This is a genomic window from Micromonospora sp. NPDC003776, from assembly GCF_053605645.1.
In genome coordinates, this window is record NZ_JBSGJR010000021.1 from 1 (window position 1) to 15,669 (window position 15,669).

The following is a 15,669-nucleotide window of genomic DNA, read 5'->3' on the forward strand; positions in this document are numbered from 1 at the left end:
GGACGAGGCCGAGGCCCGGGACTATCTGGAGTCGAACCTCGGTCGACGCGAGGTGGCCGCCGACCTGTCGGCCGCGCACCAGCTCGGCGTCTCCACCAGGACACCGCCGCCACCTCCTCCTCATCGGACCCGGATCCTTATCGCCTACCCAGGAACGGGGTGTCGCACGCCCATACCGGTGACAAGGCCGCCGAAACGGCGGCGGCCCGGCGTGCCGGTCCGTAGCCTGGCGGCGAGGATGAGCTGTCGGGAGGCATCGTGGCGAATGCGGTCTGGGAAGCGCTGGATGGCGTCGGCGAGGTCGAGCTCACCGTGACCGGCCGGAAGACCGGGCGGCAGATCTCGCGCCCGGTGTGGTTCGTGCTGGAGGACGACAGCGTGTTCCTGGTGCCGGTGACCGGCTCGGACAGCCAGTGGTACAAGAACGTCCAGCAGACCCCGATGGTCGAGCTGACAGTGAACGGGACAGCGTTGAGTTCCAGCGCCACCCCGATCACCGACGCAAGCCGGGTCAACCACGTGGTGGACATGTTCCGGGCCAAGTACGGCCCGGACCAGATCGACTCGCTCTACCCGAAGCACGACGTCGCGGTCCAGGTCCCCCTGGGATAGGGAGGGCCGGGCGTCCCCGACCCTCCCCCGGCCAGGTCACTCGTTGCGGGCGGTCTCCGGGCCGGTGATCCGGCGCAGCAGCGGCAGGGTCGAGGCGACGATGCCCAGCGACACCGCCAGCCCGCCGGCGACCATCAGGTAGAACGACGCGTCCGGCGCCAGCAGCGTGTAGTCCAGCTGCGACCGCAGGAACAGGTGCGCGCCCAGGAACCCCATCCCGGTGGCCACCACGGCGACCAGCAGCAGCGGTACGACGGTCTCCAGCGCCACGACCCGCCGCAGGGTGCGCAGCTGCACGCCGGTGAGCCGCAGCATGCTGAACGGGCGCTTGCGGTCGCTGAGCCCGCCGGCCACGCTCACCGCCAGGCTGCACCCGGCAATCGGCAGGCTGGCCAGCATCACCACGTTGGCCAGCTGCTGGAACTGCCGCATCAGCCGCGCGGAGTCCGCCTCCCACTCGGCGGTGCTGGCGGGGAACCGCGCGGCCGGAAACGCGTTGATCAGCATGGTGCGGGCCTGCTCGAAGGCCGCCCGGCTGGTCGTGTTGACGACCACCGACCGGATCGGCTGCCGGTCGACCTGCGCCGGAGTGGCGTCGGCGGCGGGCCAGACGTAGCTGTCTTTGGTCAGGTCCCACGCCCGCTCGCCGATGAGGTCGTCGGCCACGGCCACGACCTGCGCGCCGGCGGGACAGCTCCCGTACACGGCCAGACGCTCCAGTTCGGCGCAGGTGATGATGCCGGGCCACCACGCCCGGTACGCGGCGTCATTCGTCGAATTCGGCCCGACCTCGATCGGGGGCGGGGTGTCGACCGGATTGGCGTGGACGAGGGTCACGCTGCGTACCCCGGGGATGGCGGCGAGGCCGGCGGGGATCTGGTCGGCGGCCGGCGCGGGGCCGTCCTCGGGCGGGAACCACGTCGACAGGGACGTGGCGGCCACCGAGTCGGTGCGCGGCTCGCCGCGGTTGGCGACGTAGGTGGTGATGACGCCGGTGGCGACGCTGGTGATGAAGAGCGCCACGATCAGGCCGCTGACCGAACGGAACGCCGCCTTGGGATTGTCGGCCAGCCGCCGCCCGGCGATGAGGGTAGCGGGCCGGCTGGCCCGCCCGGCCAGCAGCCGGGCGCCGAGCATGGTCAGCCACGGCCCGGCCAGCAGCAGCCCGGTCAGGATCAGCACAAACCCCGACAGGTACGCGGTGAGCTGCCCGTTGGTGGTGGGCGGCCGCCGGCCGACGAAGTACGTCAGCTCGGCGATCCCGGCGGCGAGCGGGATGAGCCGCCAGGCGCGCGGCGGTTTCGGGGTGACCCGCCGGGTCACCCCGAGCGGGGAGATCTGCACCCGGCGCAGCGCCAGCCAGGAGGCCACGACGGCGCCGAGCGGGATGCCGAGCGCGACCGTCAGGACGTCGACGGCGGTGAGCGACAGGTCGGTGGTGAAGAACGGGTCGCCGGTGAACGGGATGGTGGCGACTGCGGGGCGCAGCGCGAGGAACAGCCCGAACCCGACGAGGGTGCCAGCGGCGGCCGCGAGGGTCGACTCGACCGCGGAGATGCGGGAGATCTGCCGGGGGGTGGCGCCGACCAGCCGCATCGCGGCGAACCGCTGCTCCCGGCGGGTGGCGGCCAGCCGGGTGGCGGTGCCGATGAAGATCAGCACCGGGAACAGCAGCGCGGTGGCGACGATGGACAGCACGAGGCTCATGCCGTCGTGGTTGATTCCCACGTAGCAGCCGCGGTTGCACTGGTCCGGCGCGGTGGTCATGATCTGGGTGACCTTGGTGGCCCCCAGCTGTTCCAGGTCGGTCGGGGTGCGGCCGATGACGATCAGCAGCGAGTCCGGCGACGGTAGCGCCGCCGGCCCGATGGTGCCGACCTGATGTCCGGGGAACCGGTCCCCGAGTTGCGCGGACGGGGTGGTGCGCAACAGCTCGCCGAGGGCGGGCGAGGCGTAGTACTCGCCGGGACCGGGCAGGCGCGGGATGCCCGGCGGGACGGGCGCGTCCGGGCCGGTCCCGGCGACCTCGACCCGGCCGATCGACTCGCCGTGGTAGTAGTCCTCGCGGATCAACCACCACATCGGGTCGACCGAAGGGTCGGCCGCGGCCGGGGCGACGGCGGTGTTCAGCCAGGCGTAGCGCGCGTTCTGGGCGTTGACCGCGTTCATGCCGGCGAGGGTGGTCAGGAGCATGCCGACGCCGAGCGCCACCGCGGCGGCGATGATGAGCAGCCGGGTGGCGGCTTCCCGGCCGCCGGCCAGGGACAGCCGCAGCGCGAACCGGATCATGAGTGCACCAGCGCGTTCACCTTGCCGTCGCGGACGATGACCTGCCGGTCGGCGTACGCGGCGACGCGGGCCTCGTGGGTGACCAGCACGACGGTGGTGCCCTGCTCGCGGGCGGAGGAGACCAGCAGGTCCATGACCTGCTCACCGGTCAGCGTGTCGAGCGCCCCGGTGGGTTCGTCGGCGAACAGCGCCCCGGGGCGGGCCACCAGGCCGCGCGCGAGGGCGACGCGTTGCGCCTGGCCGCCGGAGAGCTCACCGGAGCGGCGGTGTTCCAGCCCGGCCAGGCCGAGCCGTTCGAACCAGGGCCGCGCCTGCTGCAGCGCGGCGGCCCGCTTGACGCCGCCGAGCAGCAGCGGCAGCGCGACGTTCTCCTCGGCGGTCAGCTCCGGCACCAGCTGCCCGAACTGGAACACGAACCCGAACTGGTCGCGGCGCAGCATGCTGCGCTGGGTCTCGCTGAGGGTGTCGATCCGGTGGCCGTCGAAGTGGATCTCGCCGGCGTCGGGCACCAGGATCCCGGCCAGGCAGTGCAGCAGCGTGGACTTGCCGGAGCCGCTCGGGCCCATGATGGCGACGATCTCACCGGGTGCCACCGAGATGCTGGCGCCCCGCAGGGCGGGGGTCTCGCCGAAGGACAGGGCGACGTCGCGCGCCTCGATGGCCTTCATCCCTTCACCACCGTGCGCAGAGCGTCCAGCCGGGCGGCGGTGGTGTCGATCCAGTGCAGGTCGGCTTCCAGGTGGAACAGGCCGTGGTCGGCCAGCATGGCGTCGACCAGGTTGCCGCCGCGCTTGATGTCGGTGAGTTCCTTCATCCGTTGCAGGTGGGTGGCGCGCTGCGTGTCGAGGTATTCCTCGGCGGGCCGGTCGAGCATGAGCGCGAGCACGACCTTGGTGAACAGCACGGTCTGCAGGTTGGGTTCGGCCTGCACCGGCTCGGTCAGCCATGACTCGAACTCGGTCGCGCCGCGGTCGGTGATGACGTAGCGCTTGCGCTCGGGCCCGACGCCCGGCTCGATCTCCCCGACGACGATCTTGCCGTCCCGGACCAGCCGGCCGAGCGTGGCGTACACCTGGCCAAAGGGCAGGGACTTGCCCCGGCTGAAGAAGGTGTCGTAGTCGCGCTTCAGGTCGTAGCCGTGGCTGGGCTCGCGTTCGAGCAGGCCGAGCAGGGTCATGGGAACACTCATGGGTGCACCATACCCTGAGCGTATACCTCGCGTATATATCTCCGGCGTAGATCAGTTCGCGGTGTCGCTCCCCATGGCGGCTGCGGCAACCGGCCGGCCGATCGCGGCCACCGGGGTCAGCTCGAAGTGGACGGTCCTGCCCGTCCTGGCCCGGCCGAGCCGGTGCGCCAGCGGCACCAGCACCCCGTGCAGCAGCGGGTGCTTGCGCACGAGCGCCCGGCTGGCCGCCCGGTACTCGGCGCCGCTCAACCGCCGCGCCACCGCCTCGACCGCGGCCCCCGTCGGCTTCCCGAGGGCCGTCGACGGGGCGACGGTCACCCGCGGGTTGTGGGCGATCCGCCGGCTCTTCCACGCCTTCTCGAAGCTGCGCACGTACGCCCGCTCCCCCGCCACCGCGACGCTCACCGCCGTCGGCCGCGCGGTCCCGTCCCGCTTGAACGTCGTCAGCACCACCGTCTTCTGCCGCACCAGCGGCGCCCACGCCGGCGCCGGGGCAGGGTCGACGTAGCCGACCACCCAGCCGAGCTGCCGCAGCCGGACCACCAGCGCGACCAGGGCCAGCCCGGCCGACAGGCCGACCGCCCAGGTCTGGGCCGCGCTGCCGCCCAGGTCCGCGTCGACCACGTGCGACCCGGTGTGCGCCACCGCGCCGACGAGGTAGCCGGCGAGCGCCACCGCCGGCCCGTCGGCCCAGAGCAGCGCCAGCAGCAGGGTCGCCCCGATGCCCAGCTGGAACGCCCCCACGTCGTGCACGAAGTGCTCGTTCGGCGGGAACACCACCGCCGAGGCGAACGACTCCGGCCCGGTCAACGCCCACACCCCGACGACCAGCGCCGCCACGCCCAGCAGCGCGACCACGACCCGCACCATGCTTCTCATGCCCGGATGACGGCCCACCGGCCCGGCGTGTGACCGAAAGCGGCTCCGGTGACACTCAGCGCCGTGCGAGGTCCGGTGCCTCGGCGAGGTGGAGATCGCTGAGCGGAGGCCGCGTTGGGGCGGGTGCGCGGTGCGAGAGCAGGCATCCCGCCGCCGCGGCGGCGAGGGCGGCAAGCCCAGCCGCCGCGAATCCGCCTGCCGGTCCGGACGTGTCGATCGCCCCGCCGACGATCGGGACGCCGAGGGCGAAGCCCGCGCCCAGCGCCGAGGACTGTAAGCCTGTCGCCTCACCGCGCACGCTCGCGGGTGCGAGCCGACTCACGGCGTCGGACAACGCGGAAAGAGCCGGTGCGGCAAGCAGCCCCGCGCCGCAGCCTGCCACACACAACCAGCGCCAGTCGTCGGCCAGTCCGGCGGGAATGGTCACCAGCCCGAGCAGGCCGAGCAGCAGCCAGGTGGGCAGCGGTCGGGGCAGCGCGCCGTACAGAAGCCCGCCGGCGATGGAGGCCGCGCCGTACACGGCCACCACGACGGCGGCCCAGGAGACCTGGCCAGCTTCCTTGAGAGTAGCCACGATGGCCAGGTCAGTACCGTTGAGCACGATCGTGGCGCCGAACGCCATCACCAGCACCGCGACCATCCTCGGCCCCAGCCACTCCCGGCGCCGGGGGCGCTCGGCTGGGGCGGCCGGCGCCTCGTCCTCGGCCCGCAGCGGGGGGTTGAGCAGGGCGATCCCCGCTCCGCCCGCCACAAGCGCAGCGCCGACGCCCCAGGCCACCACGCCGGAGGGCAGTTGCGCCGCGCAGAGAATCACGATCGGCGGGCCTACCATGTAGGACAGCTCGCCCTGTACCGCTTCCAGCGCAAAGGCAGCCCGGCGCTGCCCCGCCTTCGTCATCGCGGCGATCGCCTGCCTGGCCACCATCGGGGCCGGCACCATCAGCAGACCTGCTACGAAGGCGGCGGCCAGCAGGGCCGTGTACGGCAGTACCGCGACGCTCAGCCAACACGCGACCTGAACCACGACGGTGATCAGCAGCACGACACGCGCGCCCCGCCGGTCGATCATGCCGCCCAGCAGCGGACCGCCCAGCACGAGACCGGCGGTCATGGCCGCCGCCGCTCCTCCCGCCGCCGCGTAGCTCATGCCCAGGCCCAGAACGACGTACATCGTCAGCGCCATCCCGGAGGCCGTGATCGCGGTGCGGGCGAGCAGCGAGACGCCCAGCAGCGATGCCATCCCGGGCACGGCGAGCACCTGGCGGTATCTGGTCACCTGCCGGACGCTAGGCCGTTCACCAGCTCATAGGAAGTGGCCAACTTCTTGGACCTGCCATAATGAATGCTTATGGCAAGGGATCTTGAGACCGCCTTGCTGCGGTCGTTCGTCACGGCCGTGCGGGTGGGCAGCATCAGCCGCGCCGCGACCGCGCTCGGGCATACCCAGCCCGCGCTCAGCCAGCAGTTGCGCAAGCTCGAGAGCGTCGTCGGCCGTCCGCTGCTGTACCGGTCGCCGTCCGGCGTCTCGCCGACCCGGGCGGGAGAAGAACTCCTGCCGTACGCCGAACGCATTCTCTCGCTCTCCGCACAGGCACTCACCGAAACCGGGCGCGCGCTCACCGGCCGCTGCGGCGTCGGGCTGCTCGAAGACCTCGCCGCGTCCCAACTGCCACAGGCCCTCGCCGACCTCGCCGGGCTGCATCCCGGCGCGACGCTGGAGGTGCTCACCTTCTCCAGCGCCGCGATGCGGGAGGCCTACGACGCCGGCCGCGTGCAACTCGTGCTCGACGAGGTGCCGTACCTTCCCGGGCCGCCGCGCTGGACGGTACGCCGCCCCCTGGTCTGGGCGATAGGCCAGGATGTGGACGTGGCCGCCGATCCGCTGCCGGTGGTGCTGTTCTCCAACCCGTGCTTCTGGCGTACGTCAGTGCTGGAAACACTGGAACGTGCCGATCGGCGCTGGAGGGTGGCGTTCGAAAGCAACAGCCTGCTCGGTGTGCTCGCCGCCGTACGGGCCGGGCTCGGCGTCGCGGCGCTCATGCCCGCGAACCTCGAACCGGCCATGGCCTGCCACGACGCGGATGCCCTGCCCACCCTGCCGGACGTCGAACTCGGCCTCGCACGGCGCCCACGGACCGAAGGTGATCCGCTGATCGACGCAGTGGAGACCGCGCTACGACGCATGATCTGAACTTCGCGGCTGGTCAGCACGCCGGACTAAGATCCCTGCAACCCCGCTAACCAGGCGCGAAGCTTGAAGACGGGCGCCGTGGGCCGTCGTCAGGCCGTCAGGTGTCGCAGGCGCCAGGTCAGCGGGCAGGGTCGCAGAGGGGAGCTACGGGTAGCGCCGAACATTCATGTCCCGGCGAAAGTCGCGGTACCTCCGGGCTGCGGCCCGTGGAGTTCGCACCCACAGCGGCGCACCAACGAGGATCCGGTCTACAGGCTCGTCCAGGCTCCACCGGTCCATATCAAGAACCACGTCGCTGTAGATCTCCGCGAACCACTCGGCGTCCGCCGCATCGCCAAACGTGTATCCCCGGCTCCACGGCTGGTCGGTGGCTTCGCGCGAATCCCGAGTAAAGCCCTGGTCGAAGGCGATCTTCATCGCCTCCACCGAGATCGATTGCGGGTCATCGTGTCGTAGGGAGCTCGCCGCGCATCTCTCTGCCAACCATCTCATGATCGACCACATCGCAGAAGAGCTCCAGCCGCTTGCCACGGGGTCATGAGGGCCCATGAACCCGGCGACGTTGTCTCGACTGCCGAAGAGGCAGATGGCTACGCGAGTGCCGTCGGACGCGACGGTGCGCACGCCTAGGACCACTCGGTCTTGTTCTTCACAAACGAAGTGTGAGAACTCGACCCGCCCAATGCCTCGTGCGTAGCGAACCGGCGGCGGGGTCACGAAGTCCTCGACGGCAAGATCCCCGATTGCCCGCTCGATTCGCCCCGCTACCTCTTTGCGATGGAGAGTGCGGGGCTCTCGCTCAAGGTCGATGCCGGTCTGCAACAGCGGAATCTTGAAGAGGGCAATCTTGGTCTTCCAACGCGGGTCGATATTGATTCCGTCGTCAACGGCGATAGAGCGGACTCGTCGATCAGACCAGTACGCGTACCGAACAGAATCTCCGCGCTCACCCACGGGCCAACCTCTCTCGCCGACGGGCAGCCAGTCCTGTTCGGGCCGGCGCCAATACCTCAATCGACTGTCTATCTCATCGCATCCACGCTCGCCCTCATGCAACCCGACACAGCTCGCTGATCATCAGCCTGCGGCTGGCGTGCCCCACCAAGACATCGTCGACGGCACGGCGAGTGCGTTCATCGCTGGCCGGCATCAGGTGGGTGTAGACCCGGAGCGTGAGGGGAGGTCGATGACCAGGCCGGCGGTGGCGACATCCACCTCGCCGCCGTACCCGTCTGCGGCGGCGGCGCGGGACGCCGCATGGTCCGTGCCGGGCCGCAGGTGGGTCAATAGGAGCCGTTTCGCGCCGGCGGCCGCGGCCTGCCGGCCGGCGTGGCGGGCGCTGGACTGGTGGCCCTGCGAGTCCTGCGGCACCTCGGTCACGTAGGTGGCCTCGGCCACCAGCAGGTCGGCGTCGCGGGTCAGGTCCACCACGTCGGGGCTCGGGCCGGTGTCCCCGGTGTACGCGAGGACCCGGCCGCCCGCGGCCAGCCGTATCCCGGCGTTGGGCAGGTAGTGCGGCAGCGGGCGGGTCTGCGCCCGGAACGGGCCGATGTCGAACCGGTCGCCGGCGGTGAACTCGTGCGGCACGTACGCGGCGTCCAGCATGCCGGGGCGGTCCAGCGCCAGCACCGCGTCCAGGGCACCGGGCAGCGCGTACACCGGCAGCGACGGCGGCGGGTCGTCGCGCAGGGTCCGCGCCCGCAGCAGCGGGTTCAGGTCGGCGCAGTGGTCGGGATGCCCGTGGCTGACGAACACGGCGTCGACCTCGTCGGCGGTGAGGTGTTGCAGCAGCCGCGGCAGGGTCGCGTAGCCGAGGTCGAGCACCAGCCGGAACCCGTCGTGCTCCACGAGGAAGCCGCTGCACGCCTGGCCCGCCTCGGGCCACACCCCGCACCCGCCGAGCACAGTGAGCCGCACCCGACCGACGCTACCGGCCCGTGAATGATGATCGGGCCGTTACCGCGTACCCCTGGTGCCGTGTCCACGAGCGTTCGCCGGCTTCGGCTCGGGCGTGAGTTAATGCGGTGATGGAGGCGCTGTGGGACTCGCTGCCCGAAGCACTTCGGGTGCGGGTCGACGGCCTCGTCCTGCACGACCGCCGGTTCCCGGCCATCGCCGCCTTGTGGCAAGCCGGGTTGCAGCCGAGACCGGCGCTGCTGGACTGCGAGGATCTCGTGCGGTGGCGCTACCAGCAGCTGCACGACCGAATCGCGTTCCGGGCGGAGCCGCCCCGCGACGTCGACACGTTGCTGCAGCGGGTGGCGGGGCTGCCGTGGACACCGGATGCGATCGAGGCGGTGTGGGACGGTGACTCCCAGGGCTGGTTCGTGGTCCTGGTCGCCGTGCGTGCCGAACCTCAGAGCGAGGCACGGCTGGCGGCCATTCGGCACGGCGGGGACCTGAGGCTGTTCAGCGGCCAGGTGCCGCCATGGCCGGAGACCGACGAGGCTGCCCGGACCGGGCAGGCGCTTGCTGGACGGCTGAGGGTGCCTTTCTACTTCGCCAGTCCGGAACAGCCAGAGCTGGACGCACGCCGATGGTGGGACAGCCAACCGTCCCGTTGATCACACGCCTGGCCGCGTGCCGGCTCGACACGCCCGCGCAGCCGCGACCGTCCGTTGCGGTCGGGAAGCCGGCCGAGAACCGGCTCCCCGACCGGGCGGATCAGCTCTCCTGCGGGCCCTCGCTGACCCGCCGCACGTCGACCTCCACGTCGATGCCGCTCTGGGTGAACACGTCGACGAACCGCTTGGCCCACTCGACGGCCTCCTCCTTCGACCGCACGTCGATGAGCCCGAACCCGGCGATCAGCTCCTTGGTCTCGGTGAACGGCCCGTCGGTGATGGTGGTCTTGCCCTTGGTGGCGGTGATCCGGGCGGACTCCTCGCTGCTCTTGCACAGCCCCTCGGCGGCAAGCAGGATCCCGGCCCGGGACACCTCCTCCATGTAGGCGCCCATCCGCTTCAGGAACTCCGGGCTCGGCTCGAAGGTGCCGGGCACGGCCTCGTCCAGCTTGTGCATCAGCATGTAACGCATCTCAATGGTTCCTCTCGGTGATGGTGTGCAGGCACACGGCGGTGAGCCAGGCGAAGACGAAGAACGAGCCGACGACCATCCGGACGCTGATGCTGTCCTGGTCGGGCCAGGCCATGACCACGACCGTCGCCACGGCGACCAGGACCGACAACCCCGCCCCGACACGGCCGAACCGTCGGGCGAAGACCAGGCACGCCAGGGTGAGCGACCCGAACGACAGCATCGCCCCGACCCCGTGGCCGTAGGAGTGCCAGCTCATCGTCTCCGGGTTGCCGGCCGGCGCACCGGCCGGCCAGCCCATGCTCGGATCGGGGCGCAGCACCCCGGCGATGATCAGACCTACGCCCAGGACGGCCACCAGCGCCGGCCCCCACGTGCCGCCCGGACCGCCCCGCAGCGCCCGCCGCAGGCCGACCGCGCTGGCCAGGGCCAGCAGCCCGGACAGTACGAAGTTGCCGATCTGGATCCAGCCGAGGTCGCCGAGGGTGAGCAGGCTCAGCGGCTGCCGGCTCAGGTCGAAGCCGTCCCGGGTGTACGCCTGGACCAGACCCAGTCCCAGGAACAGCGGCCCGGCGGCGGCCCCGGCGGTGAGCAGGGCGGCGGTCGACACGCGCGGTGTCGTCCCGGCCCGGGTGATCGTCGTACTGGTCATCGTGATCTCCTCGTCAACGGTGTCTCGCTGACGCGTCGATCGGGCCGACCCGGATCCGACATCGGTTCTCAAGATTTTTTCGACCCGCATTCGGCGGCCCGGGCGAGCAGCAGCTCCCGCTCCCGGGCGTTGCCGGTCAGCTCGGCGGCCCGCGCGAACTCGACCCGCGCCTCGTCGTGCCGGCCGAGCTTGAACAGCAGGTCACCGAGCACGCTGGGCAGCAGGTGGTAGTGCTCCAGCGCCGGCTCGTACGCCAGCTCGCGGGCGAGTTCCAGGCCGGCGGCCGGGCCGTGGGCCTGGGCGACCGCGACCGCCCGGTTCAGCTCGATCACCGGGGAGGGCACCATCCGCACGAGGTCCGCGTAGAGGTCGGCGATCCGCGCCCAGTCGGTCTCCTGCGGGGTACCCGCCCGGGCGTGGCAGGCGGCGATCTCGGCCTGGAGGGCGTACGGGCCGGGGTGCGCGGTGCGGGCCCGGTCCAGCGCGGCCAGCCCGCGGCGGATGAGCAGCCGGTCCCAGCGGCTGCGGTCCTGGTCGTTGAGGAGGATCGGCGTGCCGTCGGGGCCGGTGCGGGCGCGGGTGCGTGACGCCTGGATCTCCAGCAGGGCGGCCAGCCCGTGCACCTCGGGCTCGCCGGGCATCAGCCCCTGCAGCAGCCGGGCCAGACGCAGCGCCTCCTGGCAGAGCGCGGGACGCATCCAGTCGTCGCCGGCGGTGGCCGAGTAGCCCTCGTTGAAGATCAGGTAGACGACTTCGAGGACCGAGTCGAGGCGTTCGGCGCGTTCCGCCGGACCCGGCACCTCGAAAGGGATCTTGGGGGTGGCGAGGGTCTGCTTGGCGCGGGTGATCCGCTGCCCGATCGTCGGCTCGGAGGTGAGGAAGGCGCGGGCGATCTCACCCGTGGTCAGCCCGCCCAGCAGCCGCAGGGTCAGCGCCGCCCGGGCGATCGGCGACAGGATCGGATGGCAGGCGGTGAAGATCAGCCGCAGCAGGTCGTCCTCGATGTGGTCCTCGACGGCGGCATCGAAATCGGGGGTGACGTGCTCGTCGAGGTCCCGGCCGAGTTCGGCGAGCGTACGCTGCTGGGTCTGCCGGCGGCGCAGCGCGTCGACGGCGCGGCGCTTGCCGACGGTGACCAGCCACGCCCCGGGGTTGGCCGGCACCCCGTCGCGCGGCCACTGTTCGAGGGCGGCGACGAGGGCGTCCTGGGCGAGTTCCTCGGCCTGGCCGACGTCGCGGACGATCCCCGCGATGCCGGCGACGACCCGCCCGGCCTCCATCCGCCACACCGTCTCGACGGTGCGCCGCACCTCCGCCTCCTGCATGAGGGCCATCAGAGCAGCCGGGTGGGACCTTCTCAAGGGCCTGTGGACAGCGCCGCGGCCTCCCGGTCGTTGAACCGGGTGAGCGAGGGCGTTGCGTGTTCGACGGTTTCGAGGTGTTCGACGTCCCCGCCACCGACAGCACGGTCCACGGGCGCCGGGGTGGGAACGGGCCGCCGGTGCTGCTGCTGCACGGCATGCCGCAGACCCACCTGATGTGGCACCGGGTCGCCCCGCGCCTGGCCGAACGGTTCACCGTGGTCGCCACCGACCTGCGCGGCTTCGGCGACAGCGGCACCCCACCCAGCACGCCGGATCATGCCCCGTACAGCATGCGGCGGGTGGCCGAGGAGCAGGTGGAGGTCATGCGGCTGCTGGGGTACGACTCGTTCGCCGTGGTCGGGCACGACCGGGGCGCGCGGTGCGCGTACCGGATGGCACTGGACCATCCCGGGACGGTGACCCGCCTGGCAGTGCTGGACATCGTGCCCACCGGCGACGCGTTCCGCCGGGCCGGCATGGCCTTCAGCTTGGGATTCTGGCTCTGGTCGTTCCTCGCCGCGCCCGAGCCGGTGCCCGAGCGGCTGGTCGGGTCGGCGCCGGAGGTCATCGTCGACCACATGCTCGACGCGCTGTCGCAGGTGCCGGAGAGCTTCCCCGCACCGGTCAGGGCCGAGTACGTGGCGAAGCTCCGCCGGCCGGAGACCATCCACGCGATCTGCGAGCAGTACCGGGCGGCGGCGACGCTGGACTACCAGCACGACGAGGCGGACCGGCGCGTCCGGCGGATCCGATGCCCGGTGCTCGCGCTGTGGAGCGCGACCGGGCCGGTCGGGAGCTGGTACGAACCGTTGACGGTGTGGCGGTCCTGGGCCGACCAGGTCGACGGGGGCCCGGTTGACGGCGGGCACTTCATGCCGGAGGAGGCACCCGAAGAGACACTCCGACATCTCCTGGCGTTCCTTGCCTGAGCCGGGGCGAAGGCCCCGTGGCGCGCGGCCAGGCGGTGGCCGAGGATGGCGCGGTGGACGAGGACGAGTGGTACCGCCGGCACGGCCTGCAGCCCGACGACCTTCAGCAGGTGCGCGACATGCTGCGCGAGCAGACCGCGCTCGGGGTGGACAACAACAGCGCCCTCATCCACCTGGGCTGCACACAGCTGTTCCTGCACGGCGACGTGGCGGACGTGCCGCTGATCTGGCGGGCCAAGCACTCCAGCTTCGACGCGGCCTGCTCGGTGGAGTGGCAGCTGCTCTGCGGCGCCGGCCGGGATCGCACCCTGGACCACCTGCGGGCACTCGGAACGGCGGAGGCAGCAGAGGTGCTGACCTACCTGTCGGCCTGCCACCCGGACGACGTCACGGCGTTCACGGTCGAGGAGCAGTCGCGCTGGTATGCCCGGTACTACGCAGCCGGCGAGCTGGGCTGACGTGATCAGCCGGGTGGCCGGTGTTCGGCACCGGCCACCCGGGTTTGAGGATCCCGAACGGCGGCGGCGCCCAGCGGGAACCCGTCCTATCCGGCGAGCAGCCCGTACGCGCGGATCAGTCTGGTCGACGGCGTCACCGGCGAGGTCTACGCGGGTATGGCGAACCGGATCGTCCCTTGCGCGGGCCCGGCGTCAGCGGCATGCACCGGGCGCGCGACCTTCAGCGGCGGCAGCGCCACACCAGCGGCCGGTACACCTGATTTTCGTAAACGGCACCGACCACGGTCAGGCCGTCGTCGCTGATCCCGCTAACCGTGTAGGTGCCCGCCTTGGTCGCCCGGACCCCGCTCAGGCCCGGCAACCGGCGGGACGTGCCGTCCGGGGCGACGACCAGCGGTGCAGCGTCGTCGACCAGCAGGTCGCCGTTGCCGGCGATCCCGGCCGTCCCCGGGAACGGCAACAGGTCCACCGCCCCGGTCGCGAGATTCCACCGTACCGGCAGCATCTCCACGCCACCGCCCTGACGGGCGGCGCCGGGAACCATGCCGATCGCCCATTCGCCGTGCGCCGACTCGACCGAGGCGCGCGGGTAACCGTCGGGCACCTTTAGCGGCGCCCCGGCGCCCTGCGGCGTCCACCGGTAGGGCTTGTGGCCCGTCGCGCCGACGATCGTGCCGTCCTCGGTGATCCCGGTCGCGGCGGATCCCGGACGGCCGATGAGCCGGTACTCCTGCGGGCGGTCCGCCGACCACAGCACGGCGTGCTGCGAGTCGCCGGCTCCGCTGGCGGTGCCGGCGATGTCGCCCCGGCCGTTGATCGCGTGCACGAGGACCGTCCGGTAGCCGGGCGGGGTGGCCAGAAAGCGCAGCTTCCCGTCCCGGTAGACCCAGCCGGTGCCGTCGCCGTTGGTGCCGATCACGACGCCGCTGGCGTTGACCGCGGCCGCGTTCCGTGCGCCGGCCGGTAGGACGGCTGCCTGGCCGTCGGTCCACAGCACGACCCGCCCGTCCTCCTGCCCGGTGCCGATGTCGCCGACGATGTACCGCCCGGTGGGGTCGACGCCGTTGGCCACCGCGACCGGTCCGCCGATCGGCTGAGGCAACCACGACGCCTCGCAGGTGACCGGCGAGCCTGCGCCGGCCGACAGGGTCCCGGCCGGTGACGCCGCGAGGGGCGGTGCGGCCGGCGCCGGCCGGCTGTCGGTGCCGTCGATCTGGACGGCGCCCACCACGCCGAGCCCGGTCATCACCGTCACCGCAGCGATCCCGCCGACGCGGCGGCGGTGGCGGCGCCGGCGGCCTTCCCGCACCGCGCGACCGACGTCAACCCGCGGCTGTGGAACGGACGCCGATCGCAGCAGCGCGGCCATGCGCTGGTCGTCCAACGTTGTCATCTCCGATTCCTCCCGGACATCTCGGTGACGTCGAGCACCTGGCGGACCGCCGCCAGCGCCCGAGCCGTCTGCGCTTTCACGTTGCCTTCGGAGCAGCCCATCGCTGCGGCCGTGTCGGCCAGCGATAGGTCGCACAGGAACCGCAGGACCAGTACGGTGCGCTGGCCGCGGGGAAGATGGGCGAGCGCGGCGACCACGCTGTCCCGCTCGGCCAGCTCCTCGTGCGGGGTGACCGGTGGGCGCGCCGGCTCCGGCATCCACCCCAGCAGCCGGACCTTCGCCCAGCTCAACCGCTTCTCGTCGACCAGCTTGTGGACCAGCATCCGGTGCACGTACGCGTCGACGTTGTCGGCCCGGCTGACCCGGCGCCAGTTCACGTACAGCGCCGTGATCGTCTGCTGCACCACGTCGTCGGCCAGGTGGGCGTCGCCGCACATCAGGAACGCGGTCCGGTGCAGGCTCGGCAGTCGCGCGGAGACGTACTCCACGTACTCACGGTCGGCATCCGCCATCAAGCTCCCTCCTTCGCAGTCTCGACGGGTTCGGACGAGCATCGGGTTGCGTCGGCGCCCGACTTTGGCGGTGCCGGATCAGCGCCGACGGGCGGCGGTATTACGGCGGCCGGGAAATGTCGTAGCCGGTTCATAGCGTGGCCCGGTCCTCGACGACCGCTGGGA

The 15,669-nt window shown here is 71.9% G+C and carries 17 protein-coding genes; 5 read left to right on the forward strand and 12 right to left on the reverse strand.

The window, feature by feature from the left end:
• The first annotated feature begins 258 nt into the window (after window positions 1–258).
• Window positions 259–612: a nitroreductase/quinone reductase family protein gene (locus tag ACWEVO_RS03780; RefSeq protein ID WP_452306031.1), complete on the forward strand. Its 354-nt coding sequence runs from the start codon at window positions 259–261 to the stop codon at window positions 610–612.
• Window positions 613–648: 36 nt separating this feature from the next.
• Here the strand turns inward: ACWEVO_RS03780 and ACWEVO_RS03785 are convergent, their stop codons facing one another.
• From ACWEVO_RS03785 to ACWEVO_RS03805, 5 genes are read right to left on the reverse strand one after another with little or no spacing between them, the layout of a single operon-like run.
• Window positions 649–2,901 carry an FtsX-like permease family protein gene (locus tag ACWEVO_RS03785; RefSeq protein WP_452306032.1) on the reverse strand — a complete coding sequence of 751 codons (2,253 nt, stop codon included), beginning with the start codon at window positions 2,899–2,901 and terminating at the stop codon, window positions 649–651.
• Window positions 2,898–3,569: an ABC transporter ATP-binding protein gene (locus tag ACWEVO_RS03790; protein ID WP_452306033.1), complete on the reverse strand. Its 672-nt coding sequence runs from the start codon at window positions 3,567–3,569 to the stop codon at window positions 2,898–2,900. The genes ACWEVO_RS03785 and ACWEVO_RS03790 overlap by 4 nt, the downstream gene beginning before the upstream one ends.
• Window positions 3,566–4,090, reverse strand: a complete 525-nt coding sequence (locus ACWEVO_RS03795) for a PadR family transcriptional regulator (RefSeq protein ID WP_452306034.1) — start codon at window positions 4,088–4,090, stop codon at window positions 3,566–3,568. The genes ACWEVO_RS03790 and ACWEVO_RS03795 overlap by 4 nt, the downstream gene beginning before the upstream one ends.
• A 51-nt stretch (window positions 4,091–4,141) precedes the next feature.
• Window positions 4,142–4,969 (reverse strand): PPOX class F420-dependent oxidoreductase, encoded by an 828-nt coding sequence (locus ACWEVO_RS03800; protein ID WP_452306035.1) that lies wholly within the window; start codon window positions 4,967–4,969, stop codon window positions 4,142–4,144.
• A 55-nt stretch (window positions 4,970–5,024) separates the two neighbouring features.
• Window positions 5,025–6,245, reverse strand: coding sequence for an MFS transporter (locus ACWEVO_RS03805; protein ID WP_452306036.1), 1,221 nt, complete (start codon window positions 6,243–6,245; stop codon window positions 5,025–5,027).
• 72 nt (window positions 6,246–6,317) lie between these two features.
• On the opposite strand from ACWEVO_RS03805, the gene ACWEVO_RS03810 reads away from it, so the two are divergent.
• On the forward strand, window positions 6,318–7,160 hold the full coding sequence (locus ACWEVO_RS03810) for a LysR family transcriptional regulator (RefSeq protein ID WP_452306037.1): 843 nt from the start codon (window positions 6,318–6,320) through the stop codon (window positions 7,158–7,160).
• A 144-nt stretch (window positions 7,161–7,304) separates the two neighbouring features.
• Here the strand turns inward: ACWEVO_RS03810 and ACWEVO_RS03815 are convergent, their stop codons facing one another.
• Both ACWEVO_RS03815 and ACWEVO_RS03820 read right to left on the reverse strand, forming a co-directional pair.
• On the reverse strand, window positions 7,305–8,114 hold the full coding sequence (locus ACWEVO_RS03815; RefSeq protein WP_452306038.1) for a hypothetical protein: 810 nt from the start codon (window positions 8,112–8,114) through the stop codon (window positions 7,305–7,307).
• Between the two features lie 195 nt (window positions 8,115–8,309).
• Window positions 8,310–9,077: an MBL fold metallo-hydrolase gene (locus ACWEVO_RS03820; protein WP_452306039.1), complete on the reverse strand. Its 768-nt coding sequence runs from the start codon at window positions 9,075–9,077 to the stop codon at window positions 8,310–8,312.
• Between the two features lie 110 nt (window positions 9,078–9,187).
• Between ACWEVO_RS03820 and ACWEVO_RS03825 the strand changes: the two genes are divergently transcribed.
• Entirely contained in the window at window positions 9,188–9,724 is a 537-nt protein-coding gene (locus ACWEVO_RS03825) for a hypothetical protein (RefSeq protein WP_452306040.1), read from the forward strand.
• 100 nt (window positions 9,725–9,824) lie between these two features.
• Here the strand turns inward: ACWEVO_RS03825 and ACWEVO_RS03830 are convergent, their stop codons facing one another.
• From ACWEVO_RS03830 to ACWEVO_RS03840, 3 genes are all read right to left on the reverse strand, one after another.
• A complete protein-coding gene (locus ACWEVO_RS03830; protein WP_452306041.1) occupies window positions 9,825–10,196 on the reverse strand; it encodes a YciI family protein in 372 nt (123 codons plus the stop codon).
• 1 nt (window position 10,197) lies between these two features.
• Window positions 10,198–10,848: a DUF998 domain-containing protein gene (locus ACWEVO_RS03835; RefSeq protein ID WP_452306042.1), complete on the reverse strand. Its 651-nt coding sequence runs from the start codon at window positions 10,846–10,848 to the stop codon at window positions 10,198–10,200.
• 68 nt (window positions 10,849–10,916) lie between these two features.
• Window positions 10,917–12,173, reverse strand: a complete 1,257-nt coding sequence (locus ACWEVO_RS03840; RefSeq protein ID WP_452306064.1) for an RNA polymerase sigma factor — start codon at window positions 12,171–12,173, stop codon at window positions 10,917–10,919.
• Between the two features lie 95 nt (window positions 12,174–12,268).
• Between ACWEVO_RS03840 and ACWEVO_RS03845 the strand changes: the two genes are divergently transcribed.
• Together ACWEVO_RS03845 and ACWEVO_RS03850 are read left to right on the forward strand one after the other, a co-directional pair.
• Window positions 12,269–13,141 carry an alpha/beta fold hydrolase gene (locus ACWEVO_RS03845; protein WP_452306043.1) on the forward strand — a complete coding sequence of 291 codons (873 nt, stop codon included), beginning with the start codon at window positions 12,269–12,271 and terminating at the stop codon, window positions 13,139–13,141.
• 53 nt (window positions 13,142–13,194) lie between these two features.
• Window positions 13,195–13,599 (forward strand): hypothetical protein, encoded by a 405-nt coding sequence (locus tag ACWEVO_RS03850; RefSeq protein ID WP_452306044.1) that lies wholly within the window; start codon window positions 13,195–13,197, stop codon window positions 13,597–13,599.
• A gap of 220 nt (window positions 13,600–13,819) precedes the next feature.
• On the opposite strand, the gene ACWEVO_RS03855 is transcribed toward ACWEVO_RS03850, so the two are convergent.
• On the reverse strand, window positions 13,820–14,992 hold the full coding sequence (locus ACWEVO_RS03855) for a hypothetical protein (RefSeq protein WP_452306045.1): 1,173 nt from the start codon (window positions 14,990–14,992) through the stop codon (window positions 13,820–13,822).
• On the reverse strand, window positions 14,989–15,504 hold the full coding sequence (locus tag ACWEVO_RS03860; protein WP_452306046.1) for a SigE family RNA polymerase sigma factor: 516 nt from the start codon (window positions 15,502–15,504) through the stop codon (window positions 14,989–14,991). Before ACWEVO_RS03860 ends, ACWEVO_RS03855 begins: the two co-directional genes overlap by 4 nt.
• Window positions 15,505–15,669: the final 165 nt, after the last annotated feature.

Excerpts from the sequence above, each read along its gene's own strand:
- ACWEVO_RS03785 (WP_452306032.1), bottom strand. The coding sequence starts at position 2,901 with ATGATCCGGTTCGCGCTGCGGCTGTCCCTGGCCGGCGGCCGGGAAGCC.
- ACWEVO_RS03790 (WP_452306033.1), bottom strand. The coding sequence starts at position 3,569 with ATGAAGGCCATCGAGGCGCGCGACGTCGCCCTGTCCTTCGGCGAGACC.
- ACWEVO_RS03795 (WP_452306034.1), bottom strand. The coding sequence starts at position 4,090 with ATGAGTGTTCCCATGACCCTGCTCGGCCTGCTCGAACGCGAGCCCAGC.
- ACWEVO_RS03800 (WP_452306035.1), bottom strand. The coding sequence starts at position 4,969 with ATGAGAAGCATGGTGCGGGTCGTGGTCGCGCTGCTGGGCGTGGCGGCG.
- ACWEVO_RS03810 (WP_452306037.1), top strand. The coding sequence starts at position 6,318 with ATGGCAAGGGATCTTGAGACCGCCTTGCTGCGGTCGTTCGTCACGGCC.
- ACWEVO_RS03825 (WP_452306040.1), top strand. The coding sequence starts at position 9,188 with ATGGAGGCGCTGTGGGACTCGCTGCCCGAAGCACTTCGGGTGCGGGTC.
- ACWEVO_RS03830 (WP_452306041.1), bottom strand. The coding sequence starts at position 10,196 with ATGCGTTACATGCTGATGCACAAGCTGGACGAGGCCGTGCCCGGCACC.
- ACWEVO_RS03835 (WP_452306042.1), bottom strand. The coding sequence starts at position 10,848 with ATGACCAGTACGACGATCACCCGGGCCGGGACGACACCGCGCGTGTCG.
- ACWEVO_RS03840 (WP_452306064.1), bottom strand. The coding sequence starts at position 12,173 with ATGCAGGAGGCGGAGGTGCGGCGCACCGTCGAGACGGTGTGGCGGATG.
- ACWEVO_RS03855 (WP_452306045.1), bottom strand. The coding sequence starts at position 14,992 with ATGACAACGTTGGACGACCAGCGCATGGCCGCGCTGCTGCGATCGGCG.
- ACWEVO_RS03860 (WP_452306046.1), bottom strand. The coding sequence starts at position 15,504 with ATGGCGGATGCCGACCGTGAGTACGTGGAGTACGTCTCCGCGCGACTG.